The following is a 25,420-nucleotide window of genomic DNA, read 5'->3' on the forward strand; positions in this document are numbered from 1 at the left end:
AAGGATATAAAAATAAAAAAATGCGAGAAGTTGAACTTTTCGCATTTTTTTGTTTGTAACATTTTGTTTTCCTTTTAAAGACAATCCATATCTTCTCTGGATTGCTCATCTGCATTAGGAAAACAAGCTCCGGTGGGCAAGATTTCTGGTACAAAGCGAGCCAAATCATCATCATAAAGACTTATTTCTACGAAGTTGGTAAGTTGGTCAATTTCCGTCTCCGTTAGTCCAAGTGGCATAAATTGGGAATCTAATTTTTCTTCGGGAACATCTGTATTCTCTGCGACCGCTTTGTTTTTGTATTCAATGATTTCCCTAACGGAACTAAAGCTACCTCCGTGCCCTAGAAAGCTAAGACCTTTTAAGTTGTAGAGTGTAGGGGTCTTAAACGCGAAATCATCATCAGGATTTTTAGTGAACGCACCACGTCCTAATTTGTCGTTCATAGTAGGTTCCAGATGAATATCTGAACCACTTAGGTCATTCATTCCAAGCGAATGAAAACTCATGCCGTTCATTCCAGGGCCGGAATGGCAGGTATAACATTTCCCTTTACCGTAGAATATCATGGCGCCTTTCTTTTCATCATCATCCATGGCATTTGAATCTCCTCTTAGCCATTTTTGAAATGGTGCCTCCGATGCTATGACCGTTCTTTCGTATGCGGCAATTGCTAACCCTGCGTTTAATTTAGAGTAGCGCTCTTCCAATGTAATTTTTGGAAATGCGTTATCGAAAAGTCTTTTATATGGTCCGTTACTAATCATTTTCGTATCTATTTTTAATCTATGTACTCCGAGCCCAGCAATTGCTTGGGTTTCTACACCTTCAAAACCAAGTGTGTTTGTTTCTTTTGGTGTTCCCGCTGTCCATTCCGATTCTGTTCCGGTATTGGTTTTTGTTGCCCCAAACTGGCCGTTCCAGAGCATCACATCCTGGTAGGCGGAATTTAATATGGTTGGGCTTCTTATGGCTTGCACATCAATCATCTTAGGGTCGTAGTCTGCGTCTATCTTTCTCGTTTCGCCCATAAGGCCAAATCCAGACCCTCCTTCTCCTATCCCTTGCTTCATTCCGCTTTGAAATCCTGCTTTTACATGGTGACAGCTTGCACAAGAATAGGTTTTGCTTCCTTTTTCCTTTTTTGGAGCCAATGCAATACCGGTTTCGTGAAACAATAATTTACCTAGTATTACCTTTTCTTCGGTTATTGGGTTTTTTGGGTCGCTAGGAATATTTGAAATAGAATTTTCGGCAAGTAAAAGTTCCGTAATAGTTGCTACGGTCTCGATCTGATTCCTTAATGGCTCTTCTTGGGTGATACCCTCGTAAAGATCATTGTCCGGACCACAGGAAAAAAAAACCGATACTGCACAGAGTATTAGTGCAGATGCAGGTTTAAAAAATTTCATTGGGGAAATTATTTTTACAAACTGAGTGTTATTCCGTCTATGTTCTAATTTTAGTCGTTAACAACAAGATAAAACTCGTTGAAACTATTTTTAATGTGTTAATTAGAATCTGTTTTTGATTTTTCTAGTACTTAAATAGATTCGTTTTTTATCATAATCGATAATTGCCTTGGTCTGTTTTAGTATGTCTGCACCTATAATACCGTCCACCTGAGTAACATTGTGTGCTTCCAGTGCTTGGTTAACGTGGGTGAGGTCAAATAGGATAATTTTTATTTTTTTATTTTTCCATTTTCCTATTTTAATCCTATTTTTTGAAGAAATGTGGGTTTCCATACCTATGGCTCCCGCTCCGGCAGCTTTTATTTTAGAGGCTTTAGAGGTAAGTTTAAAATGAGTTTGCTTGTCAAAACCAACACAGGTATTCGAGGCGCCAGTGTCCAATATAAAAACTCCTTTCACCCCATTTATTTTTGCTTTGATTTCTAAATGATCTGTAGCGGTTAGTTTTATAGGGACGGTAATATACTTCCCTTTTTTTAGGTTGTTTTTGAGTTTTGACATAAATAAAATAGCTGGTAGATTTTAAATAGATTTCACAAATTCAGTAGACTGGAAAATAGCACCCCAAGATGGATTTTAGTTTACAAAGATAAGCCTATTTTTGCCCTATGAATATTACCGATACACATACGCATTTGTACAGTGAGGCATTTGACAAGGATAGGTCAACGGTTATAGCCGAAGCAATGGCAAACGGGGTTCAACGATTCTTTATACCTGCAATAGACTCTTCCTACACGGAGCGCATGTTAGAGTTGAAAAATTCACATCCAGAGCATATGTTTCTAATGATGGGTTTGCATCCCACACATGTAAAGGAGAATTATAAGGAGGAGTTGTTACATGTAGCGGACATGTTACGTGAACATCCTTTTGTTGCTATTGGAGAAATAGGTATTGATTTGTATTGGGATAAGACTTTTTTAAAGGAGCAACAGGAGGCTTTTAGAACTCAGATTAAGCTGGCCAAAAAACACAAATTGCCTATTGTTATCCATTGCAGAGAAGCTTTTGATGCAGTTTTTGAAATTTTAGAGGAAGAGAAGGGAGCTAATCTATTTGGTATTTTCCATTGTTTTACAGGGAGTTTCGAACAAGCGAAAAGCGCTATTTCCTACAATATGAAACTAGGTATTGGAGGTGTAGTTACTTTTAAGAATGGCAAAATAGATACCTTTCTTAATAAAATAGATTTGAAACATCTTGTTTTGGAGACTGATTCACCCTATTTAGCACCAGTTCCCTACAGAGGTAAGCGGAACGAAAGTCTCTATATTTTAAAGGTTTTAGAGAAGGTGGCGTCAATTTATGGGAAAACTACTGCGGAAGTAGCAGAAATAACAACCCAAAACTCAAAAGTAGTTTTTGGCGTTTAATTAAAACGTATAGATAGGATATGACTTTAGTAAAGACCAAAATACTGTTGATTTATACGGGAGGCACCATAGGTATGGTGAAGGATTATGATTCTGGTGTTTTGAAGGCTTTTGACTTTACGGAGCTTCTAAAAAGTATACCTGAGCTATATCAGTTGGAGTGTGCTATTGATACCATGACTTTTGATACACCGATAGATTCTTCGGATATGCACCCACGGGACTGGGTGAAGATTGCATCTATTATTGAGGAACACTACGATTCTTATGATGGTTTTGTAGTGCTACATGGTAGCGACACTATGAGTTACACGGCTTCTGCGTTGAGTTTTTTATTGGAAAATCTGGATAAACCAGTAATTCTAACAGGTTCACAATTGCCTATTGGAGACTTAAGGACCGATGCTAAAGAAAATTTAATTACCTCTATTCAAATTGCTTCTTTAAGGGTTAATTCGAAACCAGCGGTGCGCGAAGTAGGGCTTTATTTTGAGTACAAGTTGTACAGGGGGAATAGGACAACCAAGATAAATGCAGAACATTTTCAAGCTTTTGCTTCCCTAAATTATCCTCATTTGGTAGAATCGGGTGTTTATTTAAATATTTATGAGGAATATTTATGGCCTAAAAAGCGAGTAAAAAAACTAATTGTTCATAAACAGATGGATGAGAATGTAGCTATTTTGAAATTATTTCCAGGAATTAGTTTAAAAGTATTGGAAAGTGTCTTGTGTATAAAAGGGCTTAAAGCTTTAGTTTTGGAAACCTATGGATCAGGAAATGCACCAACCGATAAAAAGTTTTTGAATTTATTAAAAAAAGCTATCGACAACGGAATTCATATAATTAACGTAACACAGTGCTCTGGGGGGAGTGTTATTATGGGACAGTATGAAACAAGTACGGCGCTCAAGAAAATGCAAGTAATTAACGGTAAGGATATTACAACAGAAGCTGCAATTACAAAGCTAATGTACATGTTGGGTAGTGAAGTGTCCGCTAAATTATTCAAAACTGTTTTTGAGACTTCTTTGCGTGGAGAAATGAATTAAAATTAACCTGTTTAATTTTAATAAGTAACATTTTTTTTGTTATTTGCTCAACCTTTGAAACAAGAGATTAGAGAGGTGGCCGAGTGGTCGAAGGCGCACGCTTGGAAAGCGTGTATACCCCAAAAGGGTATCGAGGGTTCGAATCCCTTCCTCTCTGCAATTTATGTTTTACTTTTTTTATATTGTTTTTTTTTTATCTTTAACCCAATTAACTAACTAATTTAAGTTTGAAAAAAATGAAAAATTTATTCCCAACCCTAGCAATCGCCGGGGCATTTGTAGCAGGTACAAATATGGTAAGTGCAAAAGTGACAGCGGTAGCGTTGGTAGTTCAAGATGCACCCGCAGAAGCAGAGAGAGGTTTTACTCAAATGTTAAAAGAAATGTTCATCACCGGTGGAGCTGGTTTTATGGGTATTGTACTTTTATGTTTGATATTAGGTTTAGCCGTTGCGATTGAAAGAATTATCTTTTTGAACATGGCAAGCACCAATAGTTCAAAGCTTAAACAACAAGTCGAGGATGCTTTAGCCTCCGGAGGAGTAGAGGCAGCTAAAGAGGTTTGTAGAAATACAAAAGGACCCGTAGCTTCAATTTACTACCAAGGTTTGGATAGAGCAGGTGAAAGTGTTGAGTCCGCAGAAAAAGCAGTCGTTGCTTACGGAGGTGTACAAATGGGTCAATTAGAAAAGAATGTCTCTTGGTTGTCCTTATTTATCGCTATTGCACCAATGCTTGGTTTCATGGGTACAGTAATCGGTATGATTCAGGCCTTCCAAAAGATTGCGGCAGTTGGTAATTTAAGTGCATCACTTATTGCTGGAGATATCCAAGTAGCACTTTTAACAACGGTATTTGGTCTTATTACTGCAATTATTCTTCAGATTTTTTACAATTACATCATTGCAAAAATCGACAGTATTGTAAACGATATGGAAGATTCTTCTATCACGTTAATAGATATGTTGGTAGATCACAAAAAATAAGTATCACTTTTTAATACCTAAATTATTATGCAAAAAATTGTAAAAATAGCATTGATAGCAATAGGCTTAATTGGTGCGGTACTTTGGTTCATGCTTCCTGAGAGGGATATGCCAGCCGATGAAGCAGCGCAAAGCGGAGCTATGAACGCGATGTTCATCATTACCTACATCCTACTTGGTGTTGCTGTAGTGGTAAGCGTGCTGTTTACTTTGAAGAATTTGTTTTCAAATCCGCAGGGTTTAAAGAAAACATTGTTCGTGGTAGGTGGGTTTGTTTTAGTCGTTATCGTTTCCTATATTTTGTCTAGTGGAACTGATGTTGCTCCAGAATTCATGGCAATGTCAGATGAAGGAACAGTAAAAAATATCGGAATGGGATTGAATGTATTTTTTATCCTAACGATTATTGCGGTAGCTTCCTTGATTATACCAGCGGTTAAAAATATGTTCAGTAAATAAAAAATAGATAATTATGGCTAGAAGAGCAGGAGCACCAGAAGTAAGTGCCGGTTCCATGGCGGATATAGCGTTCTTATTGCTTATCTTTTTCTTGGTGACAACTACTATTGAAACAGATGCAGGATTGGATCGTATGTTACCACCTTGGGAACCGCCAACGGAAGACCCACCAATTATCAAACAGAAGAATATATTTACTGTAAATATTAACAGAAATGGACAACTTTTGGTTGAGGAAGAACTTGTTGAAATAAAGAACTTGAGAGAAAAGGCAATGGCTTTTCTTGATAATGGTGGAGCACCATCAGGAAGCCCTGAATACTGTAATTATTGTCAAGGCGCAAAAGATGGTTCTTCTTCAGATAATCCTAATAAAGCGATTATTTCTTTAAAGAACGATAGAGAGACACAGTACAGTACCTACATTACTGTTCAAAATGAATTAGTAGGGGCCTACAACGATCTTAGGAATAGAGAGGCAATGCGTTTATTCAAGAAGAATTTTGTTGATATGGAGGCAGAGTATCTAAATCCTGAAACATCTGATGAAGTGAAAGAGGAATTAAAGGAAAAGGTAAGACGGATTCAAGGATTATTTCCTCAAAAGTTATCAGAAGCAGAGACTTCAGCTAATTAACGAAACATAAAATAAACACTATGTCAAAATTTGCAAAGAAAAAAGATGGTGAAATACCAGCGGTGTCTACAGCTTCGCTGCCGGACATTGTATTTATGCTTTTGTTTTTCTTTATGACTGTTACGGTCATGAAGGATAGTTCTTTAAAGGTAGTTAACATTCTTCCTAATGCTAGTGAAATTAAAAAGCTAGAAAAAAAGGACAGGGTAATTTATATTTACGTTGGCAAACCAAATAAGGAATATGAGAAGGTTTTTGGTACAGAACCAAAAATTCAGTTGAATGACAAATTTTCTAGTCCTTCCGAAGTTGGTGATTACATTTTAATGGAGCGTGCAAAGAAATCGCAGGAGCTTCAGAATGTACTAACTACTGCCTTAAAGGTGGATAAGAATGCCAGTATGGGTATTATATCAGATATCAAGCAAGAACTAAGAAAGGTAAATGCATTAAAAGTAAACTATACCACGTACGAAGGAGACGCTTTTAGAAATCTCTAGTAGGCAGTTTATAATTTTCAAACTTTAAAAGACGCTCCAATACTATATTGGAGCGTCTTTTATTTTAGTAACTTTATACGTGTATGAGAAAGTGGTTGTTGTTCGTTTTTCTAGGCGCTATTTTGCAAGCCGTTGGTCAGGGGGAAGTAACTTCCGATAGCAACGACAATCGGTATTATGAGGATCAATTTTATTTTGGTCTTACTTATAATTTCCTACGAAATAAGCCTGATGTTGTAACGCAAAGAAATTTATCTTATGGTATGCAACTAGGTATTATCAAAGACATCCCGTTAAATGCTACAGGAACAATGGCGTTAGGTATAGGTATCGGCTTGGGGTTAAACACCTACTACTCCAATCTAATAGCTACAGAGACAGCTGATGGTATATCCTATTCTCTAGGCGATAATATATTAGGTTTAAAACGAAGTAAGCTCGAAACTCATTTGGTCGAATTCCCACTGGAATTTAGGTGGCGTAATTCCACCCTAGAAGAGTATAGATTTTGGCGGTTATATGCAGGAGTAAAAGCAGCTTATGTTTTAGGGGCAAGATCTACTTCCGTAATAGAGGGGAAGAAGAGCGGATTTTATAATACAGCTGTAGAACGATTCCAATACGGACTTACGTTAAATATGGGCTATAATACCTTTAATTTACACATGTATTATGCGCTAAGCGATTTATTTAGGGATAATGCGGTAATAGAAAGTCAAGCGCTAGGATTTAGTCCATTGCAAATTGGGGTTATCTTCTATATTCTATAACCAATACTTTATAGTTAATAGCTGAGAAAGTAGTCCAATACATAGTCCTATAACCAGTTCTGGTTTTGTATGTGCTTTTAGGTATAGTCTGGAAGAGGCTACCAACCCTGCGAAACATATGAACAGACTGATTGCGATAATAATATTCATTTCAAAATGAACACTTAGGGTAATAAGGTACATAAGTAGTCCCCCGATGCCAGCAAGGTGCATACTTGCCTTTACATTAAAAAAGAGCAACATAAGGCATGTTAATGAGGCTCCTGCTAGTCCTGCGAAGTAAAAATAGAGTTCGACAATATAATTGTTCGGGATAACCTTATAGAGTATCATTAATAAGAGTATAGTTTGTATAGCTATAGGATATTTTCTCTCTTTTATTGTAGTCATGGATATAGTACGAACAACACCTATATTTTTCAAAATAAGATAGGTGACTATTGGAATAATAACAGTTAAGATGAATATGGGTAAAATATTCCCTCCTTGCACTTCAATAGGCGTGTGTTTTGGGGTGATAATAAAATATGCGATTGTTCCCCCAACAGGAATTAAAATAGGGTGGAACAGGTAGGCTACAATGGTAAGGAGAACTTTCATTAAATCTCTTTTCGTAAACGCGCAACAGGAATACCTAGTTGTTCACGATATTTTGCTACGGTCCTCCTGGCAATCGGGTAGCCTTTCTCTTTTAGAATGGCCGCAAGTCTGTCATCGGTAAGTGGCTTGCGCTTTACTTCATCCTTTATAACCGTCTCTAAAATTTTCTTGATTTCTTTTGTAGAAACATCTTCTCCTTGTTCGTTCTTCATAGACTCGGAAAAGTATTGCTTTATCAATTTAGTTCCATAAGGTGTGTCAACATACTTGCTGTTGGCAACTCTAGATACAGTTGAAACATCCATTTTTATTTCGTCTGCAATATCCTTTAAGATCATAGGCCTTAAATTGCGTTCGTCACCTGAAAGAAAATACTCTTTTTGATACTGCATTATAGAATTCATGGTAATGAACAAGGTCTGCTGTCGCTGTCTAATGGCGTCTATGAACCACTTTGCTGCATCTAGTTTTTGTTTGATAAACATTACGGTATCCTTTTGGGATTTTGATTTGTCGTGGGATTCTTTATATCCTTTTAGCATGTTGTTGTACTCTCTCGAGACATGGAGTTCCGGAGCATTTCTGCCGTTAAGACTTAGTTCCAGTTCTCCTTCGACGATGCGTATGGAAAAATCTGGCACTACATGTTCAACAATTCTATTGTTACCGGAGTAGGAGCCTCCTGGTTTGGGATTTAATTTTTCTATCTCCGAAATAGCCTCCTTGAGCTCAGCCTCGGTAACGTTATATTTTTGAATTAGCTTCTGATAGTGCTTTTTTGAGAACTGATCAAAAGACTTTTTTAGGATTTGAATGGCGAGTTCAATAGATGATGTAAGTCCCTTTCGTTCCAATTGAATAACCAGACTTTCTTCCAATGAACGTGCACCTACACCTGGCGGGTCTAACGTTTGAACAATGGAAAGAATATGCATTATGATTTTTTCTTCCGTGTAAATATTTTGGGTAAAGGCGAGGTCGTCCAAAATGTCTGTAATAGGTCTACGTATATAGCCACTTTCATCAATGCTACCTACCAAAAATTCTGCGATTGCCCATTCCTCGTCATTGAGATAAACCGTGTTCATTTGGTTTAGTAGGTACTGATTAAACGAAGTACCTGCTGCGTAAGGAACGCTTTTTTCTTCATCGTCTGAACTGTAATTGTTCGCTTGGGTTCTGTAATCCGGTATTTCGTCGTCACTTAGATAATCATCTATATTTATATCCTCGGCTTCTATAGTTTCGCTATCCTCAAGCTCATAATCGTCCTCAAATTCATCATCTGGACTTTCTGACTCTTCCTTGCCACTTTCTAACGCAGGATTTTCTTCCAACTCCTGTTTCAACCGCTGTTCAAATGCTTGTGTTGGCAGTTGTATCAGCTTCATCAACTGTATTTGCTGAGGCGATAGCTTTTGCGATAGTTTAAACTGTAAGTGTTGTTTTAGCATAGTTTTTTTCTACTCACTATAAAAATAACGAAATGCATTTAAAATTCGGCATTTTGTGGTGTTCTAGGAAACGGTATAACATCACGGATATTTCCCATACCAGTCGAGAACAGCACAAGTCTTTCAAATCCAAGTCCAAAACCGCTATGTTCGGCAGTTCCAAACTTACGTAGATCTAGGTACCACCAAAGTTCTTTTTCATCGAGACCCAAGTCTGCAATCTTTTGTTTTAGCACATCTAAGCGCTCTTCCCGTTGAGACCCACCTACGATTTCTCCAATTCCAGGGAATAGAATATCCATGGCGCGAACGGTTTTGCCATCTTCGTTCAACCGCATATAGAATGCCTTTATCTTGGCAGGATAATCAAAAAGGATTACCGGACAATTAAAGTGTTTTTCAACAAGGTAACGTTCGTGTTCGCTTTGCAGATCTGTACCCCATTCTTCTATGGGATATTGAAATTTTTTCTTTTTATTAGGTTTGCTATTTTTTAAAATAGCAATAGCTTCTGTATAGCTTACTCTTTTGAAGTTGTTTTCTGCTACAAATCTCAACTTTTCTATTAGTGGCATAGCACTTCGTTCTGTTTGAGGTTTGCTTTTTTCTTCTTCTAAAAGACGCTTTTCTAAAAATTCTAAATCCTCGGTACAGTGTTCCAATATGTAAAGAATAACATTTTTTATAAAATCCTCAGCAAGGTCCATATTGTCATCCAGATTAAAGAATGCCATTTCTGGTTCTATCATCCAAAATTCAGCCAAGTGTCTAGAAGTGTTAGAGTTTTCAGCTCTAAAGGTTGGGCCAAATGTATATACTTTTCCTAAGGCCATTGCGTAAGCTTCCGCTTCCAGTTGTCCTGAAACTGTTAGGTTGGTTTCCTTACCAAAAAAATCTTTTTTGTAATCAACAGCACCTTCTTTTGTTAGGGGTGGGTTTTTATTGTCTAAAGTGGTTACACGAAACATTTCGCCAGCGCCTTCTGCATCGGAGCCTGTTATAATAGGGGCGTGGAAATAATAAAAGCCGTTGTCTCTAAAATACTGGTGTATGGCAAAGGAGAGTGCTGATCTTACCCGCATTACGGCAGCGAAGGTATTGGTGCGTATTCTTAGGTGGGCTTTTTCCCTAAGAAACTCTAACGAATGTTTTTTTGGTTGTATTGGGTAGGTTTCTGGATCAGCTGTACCATGAACATGAATGTTATTCACCTTAATTTCTACAGATTGTCCACGACCTTGACTCTCTACTAAGGTTCCGGTAATTTTTAGTGCAGCGCCAGTATTGATTTGCTTAAGAAGGTTTTCATCAAATTTTTCAAAATCTACCACACATTGTATCGTGTTTAGCGTTGATCCATCGTTCAAGGCAATAAATCGATTACTTCTGAAAGAGCGTACCCATCCGTTTACGGTAATTTCTTGTAGTAATTGTTTTCCTTGAAGTACTTCCTTTATCGTTGCTGAGTGCATGTCTAATCAATTGAAAATTAAAAGTCCAAAGATAGCTTTTTGATAAAAAAGAATGAATCTATAGCCATCTTAAAATGCGATAGCTTTTGAAAAGAGCATCAGTCGTGATCCTCTCCTTTAGGAAGTATATCTATTTGTGGTTCCTTCAGTACTGTTTTGTTAGAAATACTACGTTGCAAGGAAATTAATAGAGAAGGCAAAAGGATAAGATTGGCTAACATGGCAAAAAGTAAGGTTGCCGAAACTAAGGCGCCCAAGGCCACTGTACCCCCAAAATTGGAAATGACAAAAACGGAGAACCCGAAAAATAGCACAATAGAAGTATAGAACATACTTACTCCTGTTTCCCTTAAGGCTGCATAAACAGATTTTTCTATATGCCATTTACTCGCCGTCAGTTCTTGACGGTATTTTGCAAGGAAGTGTATGGTGTCATCCACGGATATTCCAAAAGCGATACTGAATACCAAAATGGTCGATGGTTTGATAGGAACACCCACAAAACCCATAATACCTGCTGTTACAATCAGTGGGAGTAGATTTGGAATCAGTGATATGATAATCATTCTAAAAGAGCGAAATAAATATGCCATGAACAAGGCAATGAGCCCAATAGCGAGCGCCAAGGACATGATAAGGTTTTTTACCAGATACTTCGTTCCTTTCAAAAAAATAAGGGCACTACCCGTCATGTATACAGTATAGCGTTCTTTCGGAAAAATTTTAGTGATATTGTCCAGTAAACTTCGCTCTATTTCCTCCATGCGTTCTGTGTTTACATCGCGCATAAAGGTGGTCATTCTAGCCGTCTGTCCAGTACTGTCCACAAAACTTTTAAGGAGGTCACTGTTATCTGACGATTTGCGAGCAACATCCATGATAAAAGTATTTTCTTGACTTGTGGGAAGCTGGTAGTATTTGGGAATACCGTTATAAAAGGCCTGTTTGGAATACTTGACTAAATTTACAACCGAAACAGGCTTGGAAAGCTCCGGTATTTCGTCTACCACTTGTCCAAGGCGATCTATGCGTTTTAGCGTAACAGGTTTAAGTACTCCTTTCGGAGTTTTTGTGTCTATTACAATTTCTACGGGCATAATGCCATCGAATTCTTCTTCAAAAAAGCGGATGTCCTTAAAAAAATCTGCATTCTTTGGCATATCCTCTATTGGACTTCCAGAAATATCTATCTGATAAATACCAATAATGCTTAATACGAGTAATGTAATGGATACAATATAGACCGATATTCTTTGTTTTCTCACGATTCCTTCCATCCAATTTACGAAAGCATCAATCCATTTTTTGTTCAAATGCTTTAAGTGCTTTGTCTTGGGGAGCGACATAAAACTGTACACGATGGGTATGATAAGTAGAGAGATTATAAAGATACCTATGATGTTGATTGACGCAACAATTCCAAATTCTTTCAATAATTTACTATCAGTTATGATAAAGGTTGCGAACCCGGACGCCGTTGTTACATTTGTCATTAGGGTAGCGTTTCCAATTTTAGAAATAACACGCTGCAAGGAAAGTGCTTGATTGCCATGTTTCTTTACCTCTTGCTGGTACTTGTTGATAAGAAAAATACAGTTGGGAATACCGATTACAATGATTAATGGTGGAATCAAGGCGGTAAGTACAGTAATTTCATACTGCAGCAGGCCGAGTATCCCAAAAGCCCACATGACCCCGATAATTACGACACACATAGATATAAAGGTGGCGCGTACACTTCTGAAGAAGAAGAAAAAGATAAGCGAAGTCACCCCTAGGGCAGCTAGGATAAACTTTCCGATTTCGTCTATGATATTTTGGGAATTCATGGTACGCACATAGGGCATACCTGAGATGCGCACATCTAGTCCGGTTTCTTTCTCAAAGCGATTTACCAAGTGTATCATATCCTTTAAGACAAAATCTTTGCGGACACTGGTGTTTATGATGTCCTTGTCCATATACATGACCGTCCGTATAGTACTGCTCTTCTTGTTATAAATAAGATTGTCGTAAAAGGGAAGGTCGTTGAATAAGTGTTGAACGATGCTGTCTACCTCTTGGATGGTTTCCGGTTGCTTTTTTATCAAAGGTTGCATGACAAATTCTTGCTTATCATTATCCTTAATCAATTCTTGTAGATTGTCTGTAGAAAGTACAAAATCTACTTCGGGGAAGGCTTCTAATTGTTTACTGAATTTGTTCCAACGATTAAAATTTGTAGGATTGAACAAGGCACTATCGCGTACAGCAAAAACCACGGCATTACCCTCTTCGCCAAATTGACTCAGAAACGAACGGTATTCTTGGTTAACGGGATGGTCGTCTGGTAAAAGGTTGGCTGAAGAGTTGGAAAACTGCATGTTTTGCCATTGCATGCCTAAAAAGACCGTAACGGCAGCAATACATAATAGAATAAGAATACGATTCCTAAGAATGATTCTTGCAGTTTTTGCCCAAAATCCTTGTGTGAGTTTTGCTACCATAGCTATTTTTAGCAGGGTGCAAAGGTAACTAATGTGTTTAAGTGTTCCTAGATTGAGGGATTTAAAATAACGTCTTTGGTAATATTATTATTTAGTAATTACGTACACCGTAATAAATCATTCTTTTTCCTTTCTACTTTATTAGAAAAGGAATCCCTATTTAAGTATTCTTTGTTTAACTCAGGTAAACAAAAAGGTATTGTTTAGTAATCTAATTCATAATCGGCACAAAAAGAAAAAACGGCTCATTGGCCGTTTTTCTATCATTAAATTTCGGTTACTTATACTTTCATAATTTCGGCTTCTTTCATTCCTAAGAAATCATCAATTTTTTTAACGTATTTATCTGTAAGTTCCTGAATATCTGCAGTAGCATTTTCCTGAACGTCTTCCGATGCATCCGAGTCTTTAATTTCTTTGTTTGCATCTTGCCTTGCACTTCTAATACCTACTTTAGCATGCTCTGCCTCAGCTTTAGCTTGCTTGGTAAGTTGTATTCGTCTTTCTTCCGTTAGTGGTGGTACGTTAATGATAATCATGTCTCCGTTGTTCATAGGATTAAATCCAAGGTTAGAATTCATAATTGCTTTTTCGATTTCTTGAAGCATTTTTTTCTCCCATGGCTGAACCGAAATGGTGCGACCATCAGGCGTATTAATGTTCGCTACTTGCGACAACGGCGTTTGCGAGCCATAATAATCTACCATAACAGAGGATAACATTGTTGGACTTGCTTTCCCTGCACGTATTTTGATAAATTCGCGCTCTAAGTGGGAGAGAGCTGCATCCATACCTTCCTTTGCGGCATCCAAAATAAAATCTATCTCTTCGTTCATAGTACTATTTTCTAAAGTATGATTATAAACTATACCAAAACTACATATTAACTGTTGTTCCAATATGCTCTCCGTTAACAATTTTAAGCAAATTACCCTTTTTGTTCATATCAAAAACAACAATAGGTAACTCATTTTCTTGACTTAAGGTGAACGCCGTCGTATCCATTATCTTTAAGCCTTTTTTAAGAACATCTTGGAAGGTTATGGTGTCGAATTTTGTGGCGTTTTTATCTTTTTCTGGGTCAGATGTATAAATTCCATCTACGCGGGTACCTTTAAGAATTACATCAGCTTCTATTTCTATTGCACGAAGCACTGCGGCAGAATCTGTTGTGAAGTATGGGTTTCCAGTACCTCCACCAAAAATAACTACACGTCCCTTTTCTAAATGTCGCATGGCTCTTCGTCTAATAAAAGGTTCTGCGACTTCGTTTATTTGTATTGCGGACTGTAACCTAGTCTCCACATCCTGCATTTCTAGCGCGCTTTGAAGAGCCAGACCGTTAATGACCGTTGCCAGCATCCCCATATGGTCGGCTTGAACACGATCCATTCCTGTAGCTGCTCCTGCAAGACCACGAAAGATATTCCCACCCCCTATTACGATGGCAACTTGTATGCCTTGACCTACCACTTCCTTAATCTCTTTGGCATATTCGTTAAGCCTATCGGAGTCGATTCCGTATTGCTTTTCGCCCATCAAAGCTTCGCCGCTTAATTTTAGAAGTATTCTTTTGTATTGCATGGTTATGTTATTTCAAAACAAAAATAATGAAAATTATCTATGGGAGCGTTAGAGAGGTGTCGGTGTTCAAAACATAATTATTTCCTAATATTTAAAAACACAACTTTGGGTTTAATATTCTTTTGTAGTATTGGTGACTGAGTATAAATGATTATGTTTTCAGTTAATTGGATTTTATGAGAAAAGTATTGATTTTGTTAGGGGTGCTCGGTATGGTTTATGGCTGTGGAGTAGGAAAGTCTTTGATGACTATAGATAAAGTTCCAATTTTGGCTTCTTTGGATTTGGTCAATATTAAATATGATAAGGTAGAAGTTTCTATAGATCCGGGTGCTTTTTCGAGTGATGTGGTTTCTTTTAAGATTCCAAAAACTATTCCAGGCACATATAGTTCAGATAACTATGGTACCTATGTTCAGGATTTTCTTGCCTTGGATTACAGTGGTAAGGTAATGAAAGTAGTAAAAGAGGGTGACAATTCTTGGCGTATTTCTAATGCAAAGCGTTTGGATAAGATTACTTATTGGGTAAACGACACTTATGATATTGAAAATGTAATGGCGAATCCAGTATTTTCACCTGCTGGCACAAACATATTGGAGGGTGAGAATTTTATGCTGAATCTACATGGGTTTGTCGGTTATTTTGATGGGTATAAAGAAGTGCCGTATACTATTTTGGTGCGAAAACCATTAGATATTGTAGCTACCACTACTTTGCGACAGTCGCCAAACAGAAAGCCAGATCTAGCATGGGATAGTTTTGTAGCCAACCGTTATTTTGAGGTGATTGATAACCCTATATTATATGCGCGGCCAAATATAGCAACCTTTGCTGTTAATGATATTCTGGTAACGTTAAGCGTGTATTCTCCCAATGGGGTATATAGTGCTGTTGATTTTAGGGAACGCATAGAGGAAATGATGAGGGCACAAAAAGCATTTCTCGGGGAGGTTGATAGTACACAGGAATATGCAATCCTACTTTATTTATCGGAATTAGATGTGCCGGATGCCCAAGGTTTTGGAGCTTTGGAACATCACACATCTACGGTAGTAGTTCTACCCGAAGCGATGTCAAAAGAGCGACTAGAACAGGTCATGGTCGATGTAGTCTCACATGAATTTTTTCATATTGTAACACCTTTGTCTATACACTCTAAAGAAATACAGTTTTTTGATTTTAATAATCCTAAAATGTCCAAACACTTATGGATGTATGAAGGCACAACGGAGTACTTCGCTAATTTATTTCAAATACATCAGGGACTTATAAACGAAGATGAGTTTTATGACCGTATCATAGGTAAGTTTGGGAATGCTAAAGCTTACGACGATACGATGTCGTTTACAGTAATGAGTAAGAATATATTAGAGGAGCCTTATGCAAGCAATTATCAGAATGTGTATGAAAAGGGCGCTTTGATTAATATGGCACTTGATATTTTAATTAGAGAGAAAAGTAGTGGGGAAAAAGGTGTGCTGTGGCTCATGAAGGAGTTGTCTAAAAGGTATGGTAAGGAAATACCCTTTGAAGATGATTTGTTGATAGATGAAATTGTGGCCATGACCTATCCAGAAGTTCGCACCTTTTTTAATGACCATGTGATAGGGAATGAGCCTATAGATTATGATAGGTACCTTGCTAAGGTAGGTCTTGCTATGGTGAAGGCGGAACGGCAGACTGGGTACTTTTTAGATGGGGAGAATCCTTTTATTGATGTAGATATAGAGGATGACAATACTATTTTTATTCGCGAGAATATACCTCTGAGCTCCTTTTATAAAAATATTGGTTTGCAAGCGGGCGATATAATTAAAAGTATTAATGGTACTGATATAAGCTTGGAATCTCTTCGTTCAATCATTGCTTCAAGCTATGGTTGGTCTCCGGATACAGAAATTAAGATTGAGCTACTTCGACAAGAGGAGGTGATTATAGTGGAGGGTGCTGTAGGTTTATCGGTATTGTTAGATAATAAAATAGTTATTTTAGAAGGGGTTTTAAATGATTTTTCAAGGTTAAGGAATGCTTGGTTAAGGCAATAGTGATTTTTAAATAAATAAAAAAAAACCTAAGCTTTTGCTTAGGTTTTTTTTTGATAAGATTATACGGCATTTAGTTTTAACCTACAGTAGCACGTTTAAAACCGGTAACGGAAACATCGCCATAGGATCCAACGTATTTGGCAACACTCATTTTTTCGTCCTTGATAAAATTCTGATCCAAAAGGCATTGCTCTTGATCTAACGTAGTATTATCAGATACGAATCGATCCATTTTACCAGGAAGAATTTTACCCCAGATTTGCTCTGGTTTACCTTCAGCTTTTAATTGGGCTTTTGCATCATCTTCTGCCTTAGTCATAACTTCAGGGGTTAATTGAGCCATGGAAATATAATTGGGAACATTTTTTAGTGTTTTTCCTAAACGCACTAATTCTTCATTTTCCTTTTCTATTACTGCAATTCTAGCTTCAGTTTCAGATGCTACAAAAGAAGCGTCAAAATCTTTATAAGACAATGTAGTGGCTCCCATAGAAGCTACTTGCATAGCTAAGTCTTTTACTAAAACTTCACCATTGTCAACTTTAGAGGAAAGTCCTACTAATGCTGCTATTTTATTGATGTGAACATAGAAACCAATGTACGGTGCTTCCAATTTGTCAAAAGCAGTAATTTCAAGTTTTTCTCCAATAACACCAGTTTGCTCAATCAACTTTTCCGCAACGGTCATGCCTCCAAAATCAGCCTCTAAAAAGGCTTCTTTGGTATCGTTGTTTAACGCTATTTCTGCAAGTTGATTTGCTAAGGCTACGAAATTTTCGTTTTTACCTACAAAATCTGTCTCACAACCTAATACGATGGCAACACCTGCAGTATTATCTTCATTGACTTTTGCTATAGCAGCACCCTCAGAAGAATCCCTGTCGGCTCTTTTAGCAGCAACTTTTTGTCCTTTTTTACGAAGTACTTCGATTGCTTTGTCAAAATCTCCTTCAGCTTCTACCAAGGCATTTTTACAATCCATCATTCCGGCACCGGTAGCTTTTCTTAATTTATTTACTTCTGCGGCGGTAATTTTTGCCATAATTAAAAGTTTTTATTGTTATTCCCGCCCTTAAAATACTTGGATACTTCTGGGAATTTTAAGGGCGGGAATCTTTATAATTAGTAATTGTTTTTACTCCTCTTGTGGAGAAGACAGACTTGTTTTTTAAATCTGGACGATGTTTTTATTCAACTCCGCCTTTTGCATTATCTTGCCATACCTTTAGTTCGTCCCATTTGCCATCAGCAGCCATTTGTGCCTGCTTTGGCCATGAAGCTGTATCTAAATGAGCCATTCTTGAGCTGGCTTCTGTTAAGACTTCCTTTATTTTATTAGCATCGCCTTTAGCAAGGTCAGCATAGGTGCCCATTCCAGCGTTAGCCAATGCTTCTGCTGCTTTAGGTCCTACTCCTTCAATTTTTGTAAGGTCGTCAGATTCAGTTTCCGCTTTTTTAGGAGCTGCTTTTTCTTTCTTTACTTCTTCTTTTATTGGTTCAGCCTCCACGGTTGGTTGTGGTGCTTTTTCCACTACGGGTGCAGCTTTAGTTTCAGTATTTTCTGGAGTTGGTTCAGCTTCTGCTTTCGGAGCTTCCTTTTTTGCTTCTTTTTCTTTTTTTGCTTCTTCGCCAGCAGTCTTCTCTGACTTACGTTCCGCAAGACCTTCTGCTACCGCATTTGTTACTTGTGTCATGATGATGTCAATAGATTTTGAAGCATCGTCATTAGAAGGAATAAGATAGTCAACATCTCTAGGATCAGAATTGGTGTCTACCATGGCAAAAATTGGAATATTTAATTTTTGTGCCTCTTTAACAGCAATGTGCTCACGCATCGTATCAACGATGAATAAGGCTCCTGGTAAACGTGTCATTTCAGAAATAGAACCTAAGTTCTTTTCTAGTTTAGCACGCAAACGGTCTACTTGTAAACGTTCTTTTTTAGATAAGGTAAGGAATGTTCCATCCTTTTTCATCCTATCAATCATTGCCATTTTCTTTACCGCCTTACGTATGGTAACGAAGTTTGTTAGCATTCCACCTGGCCATCTTTCTGTAATGTAAGGCATGTTCACGTTTGCTGCTTTTTCAGCAACAATGTCTTTTGCTTGTTTTTTTGTAGCTACGAAAAGTATTTTTCTTCCAGATGCTGCAATTTTGCCCAAAGCCTCATTGGCTTCGTCCATTTTAGCAACCGTTTTGTAAAGATTGATAACGTGTATTCCGTTACGCTCCATGTAGATGTAAGGAGCCATGTTCGGATTCCACTTTCTGGTAAGGTGTCCAAAATGTACACCTGCTTCTAATAATTGTTTTACTTCGACTTTCGCCATTTTAAATTTAGTTTACGTTCTTATGAATTAGCAATAATGAAGTGGTATTTCGCCAAGCGAAAAGCCTCCGTTATTTAGATGCTAAACTAATTTATCCTAAAACCTGTTTCAGGATAGTCTTTTAACTACCTAAGTAGTTTAAAGGTTTTTAATTGTCCTTGTAAAAGAACTTTCAATGAACTTGTTAGTGAAAATATAATAATGTAAGGCGCTAATTACATAGTATAATAAGCGCCTTGAAAATTTGTAATTGATATTAACGTTTAGAGAATTGGAATTTCTTACGAGCTTTCTTCTGTCCAAATTTCTTACGTTCAACCATTCTTGGATCTCTGGTTAAAAGACCTTCTGGCTTCAATGCTATTCTGTTTTCGGCATCTATTTCACATAGTGCCCTGGCAATAGCTAAACGAATTGCTTCTGCTTGACCAGTTATACCACCACCATAAACATTTACTTTAACATCGTACGTACCTTCCGTTCCTGTTAAAGCAAAAGCTTGGTTTACTTTGTATTGTAGTGTGGCTGTTGGGAAATATATAGCTAAATCTTTATTGTTAATTGTTACTTTTCCATCTCCTGTAGAAAGGTATAAACGTGCTACTGCAGTTTTTCTTCTACCTATTTTGTGAATTACTTCCATTACTTAAGATCTTTTATGTTTACTGCTGTTGGTTTTTGAGCTTCCTGTCCGTGTTCGGAACCAGCATATACTTTTAGGTTTCTGAAAAGCTCAGCTCCTAAACGGTTTTTAGGCAACATTCCCTTAACAGCTCTCTCAACAATACTAGCAGGATTTTTTTCCAACAACTGTATTGCAGTGGTTGCGCGTTGGCCACCCGGGTATCCTGTATAACGTAAGTATGTTTTTTCTGCCCATTTGTTTCCGCTAAGGGTAACTTTTTCGGCGTTTATAATTACGACGTTGTCACCGCAATCTACATGAGGTGTAAAGCTTGGCTTGTGCTTTCCTCTTAATAAATTAGCTACTTTGGAGGATAAACGACCTAGCGTTTGTCCCTCGGCATCAACCAACAACCATGCTTTACTTACGGTTGCCTTATTGGCAGATATGGTCTTATAACTTAATGTATCCACTACAAATATTTTTAACTATTAATCCTCATCAATCCAGATAAATGGGGTGCAAATGTACAATTATAAACTTGAATTCCAAATAGTTGTTTCTTTTTATTTTAGGGTCTAGGAATTCTTGTTGTCCATACGGTTTTTTCGCCTTAAAAACTTGATTTATTAGTTTCAAATGTGATATTCTATTGTGTTGTTTTACGAAAGGAATATTTTTTATGTTAGTAAAATGGGGGGATTACATATGCTTCTGATGAGACGGATTACATGTTGAAATATATTTTTTAAAATTACGTTATATTTCAATAAGTAAGCAAAATACATATAAAATGAAATCAAAATTATGTACTTTAATAGTCGTGTCTGTTTTTATTTGGTCATGTAGTTCCGATAATAAAGATAGTTCTGGTTCAAAAAATGACATTGTAGGAACTTGGGATGCCACAGCCTTGAATGTTGATATGAGCACAGCAAGTGATGAAGCTCAGCTGGGACAGCAGGTATTGAATTTTTTATCGAATAACAATTGCTTCATTATTACGCTACAATTCAATGAAGATTTAACCGCCGAAGCAAGAAATGCTGTTGCTGATTTAGACGTAAGTATTGGTGCGAGTGGTTTTACGATTCCCTGCCCAACGGAATTTGAAATAGAGACTAATACGTACACCTATAGCGATGGAGTAGTCAGTTTTTTGAACGAAGATGGTAAGACAGTTAATGCTTTGGTGTCTATAAGTGGGGACATAATGACCGTAAATGCTTCAAGTTTAGAAATTCCTGATTTTGACGAAACGGGCGAGTTGGTTTTTAAAAGACAATAAAAAAATAGATTATACCAAACATTAAAAACCCTCAAGTTGAGAAGGTTTTTCTTGTTCTTATATTATCCAATCAATGTATTTTGCTGCGCTTTTAGTTTGAATTAAACACCATTGTTTGTAGAACTTTGCCGCTACGCGCTGCACCTGTGATTTGATAGTGAGCGTGTACACTCTTTTTTCAAAGTCTGCAATAGGAATGTTGATGGCGTTATTTTTGACCTTCCATTCGTGTTGCAACACTGTATTGTGATAGATATCGAATACTATGATATAGGCTATTTCGGTGTCCTTTACCCCCCAATACATTTAGAACCTTAACAACAGGGTTTGGATGAATCGTGATCTTTTTTTCCTTTTGGCGTGTTGAGGCCGTTATACCGGATTGCGCCATGTTGTAATTTATGCAGCCAAAAACTACTAAAGCTAGCGATAGACACTTTTCAATAGTTTTCATTTTTAGGTCATTTTAAGGAGATTCTTTTAAAAGCAGTGTTTAAAAACCTATTCTCTTATGTTTTTTTGAAATGTTTAACACTCAAACGAAAAGCTTTCTAAGAAGATTTGCATAAAAAGTAATTCTGTTAGTTTATTGTCTATTTTGACAGTGTTTCCAATGTGTGTTTCTAAGAAATTATGTCCAATATTACCGCAAATTTACGAATAGTCTTACAATTTAGATAATACAGCATATAAAATGGATAATTTTACAGTACTTCTAATTTTAGGAATCGTAGTAATTTTGTAGTGTAATTTTTTTGATACTTTATATGCTTATGAATAAAGCAAGGTTCTATCCAAGTATTTGGACGACCATACCCTATTCTTTTCAAGTCTGGAGCGATTGGTACAGTTCCCAAAAAGCGGCTCCAGAAGTTATCCTGAGTAACGCTGTTCTGGATAGTCAATTTGTTTCTGAAATAGACGTACCCCTTTTAAAGATAACTGCAATTGATTTAGAAGGAAAAGAGCATGCGTTAATAGAATTTAGTGAATTAGAGCCTGTTAGAATCAAGGGTTTGGTATCGGGCGATTTCCTAAAGCTGTCTAATACGATTCCAATGCAAATGGGCAGATATACTTGTTTGCGATTTTATATTGGGAATGGTGCTAACAGGTTTGTTTACAGTAATGGGGAGATAGATACAGCTAACCTCTTATCGCATTTAGATTTTATAATACAGGATAACTTAGAAGTAAAGACAAGTCAACAAGTAGAACTAAAGCTTTGGTTTCAATTGGCACCTTATACGTTTGGGAGTTATATTAGACCGTTTAGTAATTGGTTTAAAAAAATAAAAGAGCAATTGCCAAGATTGGCCGGTACTATTGGCTAGAGAATAGGAATAAAAACAAAAAGCGTTCAGATTTTATTCTGAACGCTTTTTGTTTTTACAGCATTTTAATGCGCCTCTAACCAATTTTCACCAAGTCCAACCTCCACATCCAAAGGCACTACTATGGTATATGCATTTTCCATTTCTAATTTAATCATGGCTTTTAGTTCCTCCAGTTCAGGTTTATAGATGTCAAATACTAATTCATCATGCACCTGCAAAAGCATTTTGGATTTGAACTTGCCCTCAGCTAGCTTTTGATGAATATTGATCATCGCAATTTTGATGATATCTGCTGCCGAACCTTGTATAGGTGCATTTACTGCGTTACGTTCAGCTGCGCCCCTTACTATGGCATTACTTCCATTAATATCCTTAAGATAGCGTCTACGACCTAAAACCGTTTGCACATAACCGTGGTCACGCGCAAAATTTACCTGCTCGTTCATGTAGCTCTTGAGCTTAGGATAGGTTTTGTAATAGGTCTCTATGAGTTCTTTTGCTTCGGAACGAGATAAATCTGTTTGGTTGCTCAATCCAAAAGCTGAAACTCCATAGATAATGCCAAAATTTACCGTTTTAGCATTTCCGCGCTGTTCTCGAGTCACTTCATCAATTGGAACACTGAAAACTTTTGATGCGGTAGAGGCGTGTATATCTTCTCCGTTTTTGAATGCCTCTATCATAGTGGTTTCCTCGCTAAGAGCTGCTATGATTCGTAGTTCTATTTGAGAGTAATCCGCTGCTAATAACGTATGTTCTGCATCTCTGGGTACAAAGGCTTTTCGCACTTGCCGTCCGCGTTCCGTTCTAATCGGGATATTTTGCAAATTAGGATTGTTACTGCTCAATCGTCCTGTGGCGGCAACTGTCTGCATATAATCTGTATGTACCCTTCCTGTGCTTTCTTCCACTTGTAAAGGGAGTGCATCCACGTAGGTGCTTTTTAGTTTAGCAAGTCCGCGATAATCCAAAACATTTTGAATGATTTCATGATCTTTAGCTAGGTAGGATAGCACATCTTCTGCGGTGGAATACTGTCCAGTTTTGGTTTTCTTCGGCTTCTCTACCAATTTCATTTTATCAAAAAGGATTTCCCCTAATTGTTTGGGTGAGCCTATATTAAATTCTTGTTCTGCGGATTCGTAAATCTTTTTTTCTAAGCTAGCGATGTCATTGTTGAGGTCTTCTGAGAGTGAATTAAGAAATGCCTCATCTAGATTGATACCTTCCAATTCCATATCTGCTAGCACACGCAATAAGGGTATTTCTATATCCTTAAAAAGTCCGTCTGTTTTTGCTTCAGCCAGTTCAGGTCTAAACTGTTGTGCTAATTGAAACGTTATATCCGCATCCTCAACGGCATATTCCGTTATTTTGTCAAGTGGAACATCGCGCATAGACAATTGGTTCTTGCCTTTCTTACCAATAAGTTCCGTAATGGAAACGGGACTGTAATTCAAATAGGTTTCTGCCAACACATCCATATTATGTCGCATATCTGGATTGATAAGGTAGTGGGCCAGCATGGTGTCAAAATACTCACCTCTAACCTTGAGGTTATACTTGTCTAGGACTTTAATATCATACTTAAGATTTTGCCCAACTTTTTCAATACTTTCCGATTCAAAGAATGGTCTCAGCTCTTCGATAAGTTTTTGGGCTTCGTCCTTATCCTCAGGAAAAGGAATATAAAACCCTTTGGTAGCTTCCCAACTAAAAGCGATACCTACAAGTTCTGCTGTTAGTGGATTAAGGCCAGTAGTTTCCGTATCAAAACAAACAGAGGTTTGTTTTATTAGATTCTGAAGAAATAGCTTCATAGCCATGCCTGGCGCTATACTTTGGTAGGAATGGGGAATGTCTTTGATGGTTTTTCTGCTAGAGCTGTCCTTTATAGTAGCCGGTGAAGCACCGTCGCCGCCAAAAAGCGAGAACTGTCCAGTTCCGGCAGAGGAAGAAGCTTTTTTTACTGTTTCCGTGCTGGTAACTTCCCCTGTGGTTGTAGCTTCTTCTCCTGAAAATATTTTTATAAATTGGTCTTTTAATCTTCTGAATTCTAGCTCTTCGAAGATTTCTTGTACTTTTTCATTATCAGGAATAGACATTTCGTAGTCCTTAGCGTTAAAGGATACCTCAACTTCTAAACAAATAGTGGCTAATTTTTTAGAAAGTAGTCCCAACTCTTTATTGGCTTCAATCTTAACCTTCATGGCGCCTTTAAGCTTATCTGTATTTTCTAAAAGCCCTTCCATAGTGCCATATTCGGCAATAAATTTTCTAGCCGTCTTGTCGCCTACGCCCGGTAATCCTGGAATATTGTCACTGGCATCTCCCATCATGCCTAGGTAATCTATGACCTGTTCTGGTCGTTCTACACCAAAACGTTTTTGTATTTCTGGGATGCCCCAAATTTCTATACCATTTCCCATTCGAGCCGGGCGGTACATAAAGATATTCTCCGATACCAATTGTCCAAAATCTTTATCTGGTGTTACCATAAAAACCTTGTAATCCTCTTTTTCTGCTTGTTTGGCCAAGGTGCCAATAATGTCATCGGCCTCCCAGCCTTCTAAAACAACAGAGGGGATATGCATTGCCTTTAGGATACTTTGAATGTAAGGCACCGCAATTTTTATAGCGTCCGGGGTTGCATCACGGTTCGCTTTATACTCTGGGAATAATTCGGTACGCTCTGCGCTTCCTCCCTTATCAAAACACACTGCCAAATGGTCTGGTTTCTCACGCTTTATTACATCGAACAAAGAGTTCATAAAACCCATTATTGCGCTGGTGTCCATACCTTTGGAATTAATTCTAGGGTTCTTTATTAAGGCGTAGTAGCCTCTAAAAATTAAGGCGTATGCGTCTAGTAGAAATAGTCTTTTTTGATCTGCCATGGTGGGAATTTAGAAGTACGAATTTAGAGGTACGAAATTGA

General features: G+C 37.5%; 24 protein-coding genes and 1 tRNA gene. 11 read left to right on the plus strand and 14 right to left on the minus strand.

The features are described from left to right. Positions 1–74: 74 nt before the first annotated feature. Positions 75–1,412: a cytochrome-c peroxidase gene (locus tag Q360_RS0117205; protein ID WP_027078178.1), complete on the minus strand. Its 1,338-nt coding sequence runs from the start codon at positions 1,410–1,412 to the stop codon at positions 75–77. 102 nt (positions 1,413–1,514) lie between these two features. Next, entirely contained in the window at positions 1,515–1,976 is a 462-nt protein-coding gene (locus Q360_RS0117210; protein WP_027078179.1) for an aspartyl protease family protein, read from the minus strand. 107 nt (positions 1,977–2,083) lie between these two features. On the opposite strand from Q360_RS0117210, the gene Q360_RS0117215 reads away from it, so the two are divergent. The 8 genes from Q360_RS0117215 to Q360_RS0117250 all read left to right on the plus strand — a co-directional run bounded on the left by Q360_RS0117215 (position 2,084) and on the right by Q360_RS0117250 (position 7,255). Next, positions 2,084–2,851, plus strand: coding sequence for a TatD family hydrolase (locus Q360_RS0117215; protein ID WP_027078180.1), 768 nt, complete (start codon positions 2,084–2,086; stop codon positions 2,849–2,851). A gap of 20 nt (positions 2,852–2,871) precedes the next feature. Next, positions 2,872–3,903, plus strand: coding sequence for an asparaginase (locus Q360_RS0117220; RefSeq protein WP_027078181.1), 1,032 nt, complete (start codon positions 2,872–2,874; stop codon positions 3,901–3,903). Between the two features lie 69 nt (positions 3,904–3,972). After that, positions 3,973–4,060, plus strand: a tRNA-Ser gene (locus Q360_RS0117225). Positions 4,061–4,139: 79 nt separating this feature from the next. Next, a complete protein-coding gene (locus Q360_RS0117230) occupies positions 4,140–4,889 on the plus strand; it encodes a MotA/TolQ/ExbB proton channel family protein (RefSeq protein ID WP_027078182.1) in 750 nt (249 codons plus the stop codon). 27 nt (positions 4,890–4,916) lie between these two features. Next, the gene (locus Q360_RS0117235; protein ID WP_027078183.1) at positions 4,917–5,348 is read left to right on the plus strand and encodes a hypothetical protein; all 432 of its coding nucleotides are present in this window, start codon (positions 4,917–4,919) and stop codon (positions 5,346–5,348) included. Positions 5,349–5,361: 13 nt separating this feature from the next. Beyond that, entirely contained in the window at positions 5,362–5,985 is a 624-nt protein-coding gene (locus Q360_RS0117240) for an ExbD/TolR family protein (RefSeq protein ID WP_027078184.1), read from the plus strand. A gap of 20 nt (positions 5,986–6,005) precedes the next feature. Continuing rightward, the gene (locus tag Q360_RS0117245; RefSeq protein ID WP_027078185.1) at positions 6,006–6,485 is read left to right on the plus strand and encodes an ExbD/TolR family protein; all 480 of its coding nucleotides are present in this window, start codon (positions 6,006–6,008) and stop codon (positions 6,483–6,485) included. An 83-nt stretch (positions 6,486–6,568) separates the two neighbouring features. Continuing rightward, the gene (locus tag Q360_RS0117250; protein ID WP_027078186.1) at positions 6,569–7,255 is read left to right on the plus strand and encodes a porin family protein; all 687 of its coding nucleotides are present in this window, start codon (positions 6,569–6,571) and stop codon (positions 7,253–7,255) included. Here the strand turns inward: Q360_RS0117250 and Q360_RS0117255 are convergent. The 6 genes from Q360_RS0117255 to pyrH all read right to left on the minus strand — a co-directional run bounded on the left by Q360_RS0117255 (position 7,250) and on the right by pyrH (position 14,851). Further along, complete coding sequence (locus Q360_RS0117255; protein ID WP_027078187.1) at positions 7,250–7,855, minus strand: hypothetical protein; 606 nt, start codon at positions 7,853–7,855, stop codon at positions 7,250–7,252. The two genes, Q360_RS0117250 and Q360_RS0117255, sit on opposite strands and share 6 nt — an antisense overlap. Further along, positions 7,855–9,309, minus strand: coding sequence for an RNA polymerase factor sigma-54 (rpoN, locus tag Q360_RS0117260; RefSeq protein ID WP_027078188.1), 1,455 nt, complete (start codon positions 9,307–9,309; stop codon positions 7,855–7,857). The genes Q360_RS0117255 and rpoN overlap by 1 nt, the downstream gene beginning before the upstream one ends. Before the next feature lie 38 nt (positions 9,310–9,347). Then, positions 9,348–10,781, minus strand: coding sequence for an asparagine--tRNA ligase (asnS, locus tag Q360_RS0117265; RefSeq protein WP_027078189.1), 1,434 nt, complete (start codon positions 10,779–10,781; stop codon positions 9,348–9,350). A 98-nt stretch (positions 10,782–10,879) separates the two neighbouring features. Continuing rightward, on the minus strand, positions 10,880–13,267 hold the full coding sequence (locus Q360_RS0117270) for an efflux RND transporter permease subunit (protein WP_027078190.1): 2,388 nt from the start codon (positions 13,265–13,267) through the stop codon (positions 10,880–10,882). A gap of 281 nt (positions 13,268–13,548) precedes the next feature. After that, positions 13,549–14,103, minus strand: coding sequence for a ribosome recycling factor (gene frr, locus Q360_RS0117275; protein WP_027078191.1), 555 nt, complete (start codon positions 14,101–14,103; stop codon positions 13,549–13,551). Positions 14,104–14,143: 40 nt separating this feature from the next. Then, positions 14,144–14,851, minus strand: a complete 708-nt coding sequence (gene pyrH, locus Q360_RS0117280; RefSeq protein WP_027078192.1) for a UMP kinase — start codon at positions 14,849–14,851, stop codon at positions 14,144–14,146. A 176-nt stretch (positions 14,852–15,027) separates the two neighbouring features. Between pyrH and Q360_RS0117285 the strand changes: the two genes are divergently transcribed. Continuing rightward, positions 15,028–16,899: a M61 family metallopeptidase gene (locus Q360_RS0117285; RefSeq protein WP_027078193.1), complete on the plus strand. Its 1,872-nt coding sequence runs from the start codon at positions 15,028–15,030 to the stop codon at positions 16,897–16,899. A gap of 76 nt (positions 16,900–16,975) precedes the next feature. Here Q360_RS0117285 and tsf read toward each other — a convergent pair whose 3' ends face one another. The 4 genes from tsf to rplM all read right to left on the minus strand — a co-directional run bounded on the left by tsf (position 16,976) and on the right by rplM (position 20,330). Beyond that, positions 16,976–17,941 carry a translation elongation factor Ts gene (gene tsf, locus Q360_RS0117290; protein WP_027078194.1) on the minus strand — a complete coding sequence of 322 codons (966 nt, stop codon included), beginning with the start codon at positions 17,939–17,941 and terminating at the stop codon, positions 16,976–16,978. Positions 17,942–18,086: 145 nt separating this feature from the next. Next, a complete protein-coding gene (rpsB, locus tag Q360_RS0117295; protein WP_027078195.1) occupies positions 18,087–19,232 on the minus strand; it encodes a 30S ribosomal protein S2 in 1,146 nt (381 codons plus the stop codon). Between the two features lie 256 nt (positions 19,233–19,488). Further along, entirely contained in the window at positions 19,489–19,875 is a 387-nt protein-coding gene (gene rpsI, locus Q360_RS0117300) for a 30S ribosomal protein S9 (protein ID WP_027078196.1), read from the minus strand. Further along, a complete protein-coding gene (rplM, locus tag Q360_RS0117305; protein WP_027078197.1) occupies positions 19,875–20,330 on the minus strand; it encodes a 50S ribosomal protein L13 in 456 nt (151 codons plus the stop codon). The genes rpsI and rplM overlap by 1 nt, the downstream gene beginning before the upstream one ends. A 320-nt stretch (positions 20,331–20,650) precedes the next feature. Here rplM and Q360_RS0117310 point away from each other — a divergent pair, with 320 nt between their 5' ends. After that, positions 20,651–21,145: a hypothetical protein gene (locus Q360_RS0117310; protein WP_027078198.1), complete on the plus strand. Its 495-nt coding sequence runs from the start codon at positions 20,651–20,653 to the stop codon at positions 21,143–21,145. Positions 21,146–21,202: 57 nt separating this feature from the next. Here the strand turns inward: Q360_RS0117310 and Q360_RS0117315 are convergent, their stop codons facing one another. Continuing rightward, entirely contained in the window at positions 21,203–21,451 is a 249-nt protein-coding gene (locus Q360_RS0117315) for a hypothetical protein (protein WP_027078199.1), read from the minus strand. 467 nt (positions 21,452–21,918) lie between these two features. Here Q360_RS0117315 and Q360_RS0117320 point away from each other — a divergent pair, with 467 nt between their 5' ends. After that, positions 21,919–22,479, plus strand: a complete 561-nt coding sequence (locus Q360_RS0117320) for a hypothetical protein (RefSeq protein WP_156950158.1) — start codon at positions 21,919–21,921, stop codon at positions 22,477–22,479. Positions 22,480–22,544: 65 nt separating this feature from the next. On the opposite strand, the gene polA is transcribed toward Q360_RS0117320, so the two are convergent. After that, entirely contained in the window at positions 22,545–25,379 is a 2,835-nt protein-coding gene (polA, locus tag Q360_RS0117325; protein WP_027078201.1) for a DNA polymerase I, read from the minus strand. Between the last annotated feature and the right edge of the window lie 41 nt (positions 25,380–25,420).

This window comes from Maribacter antarcticus DSM 21422 (genome assembly GCF_000621125.1).
Classification (GTDB): Bacteria; Bacteroidota; Bacteroidia; order Flavobacteriales; family Flavobacteriaceae; genus Maribacter; species Maribacter antarcticus.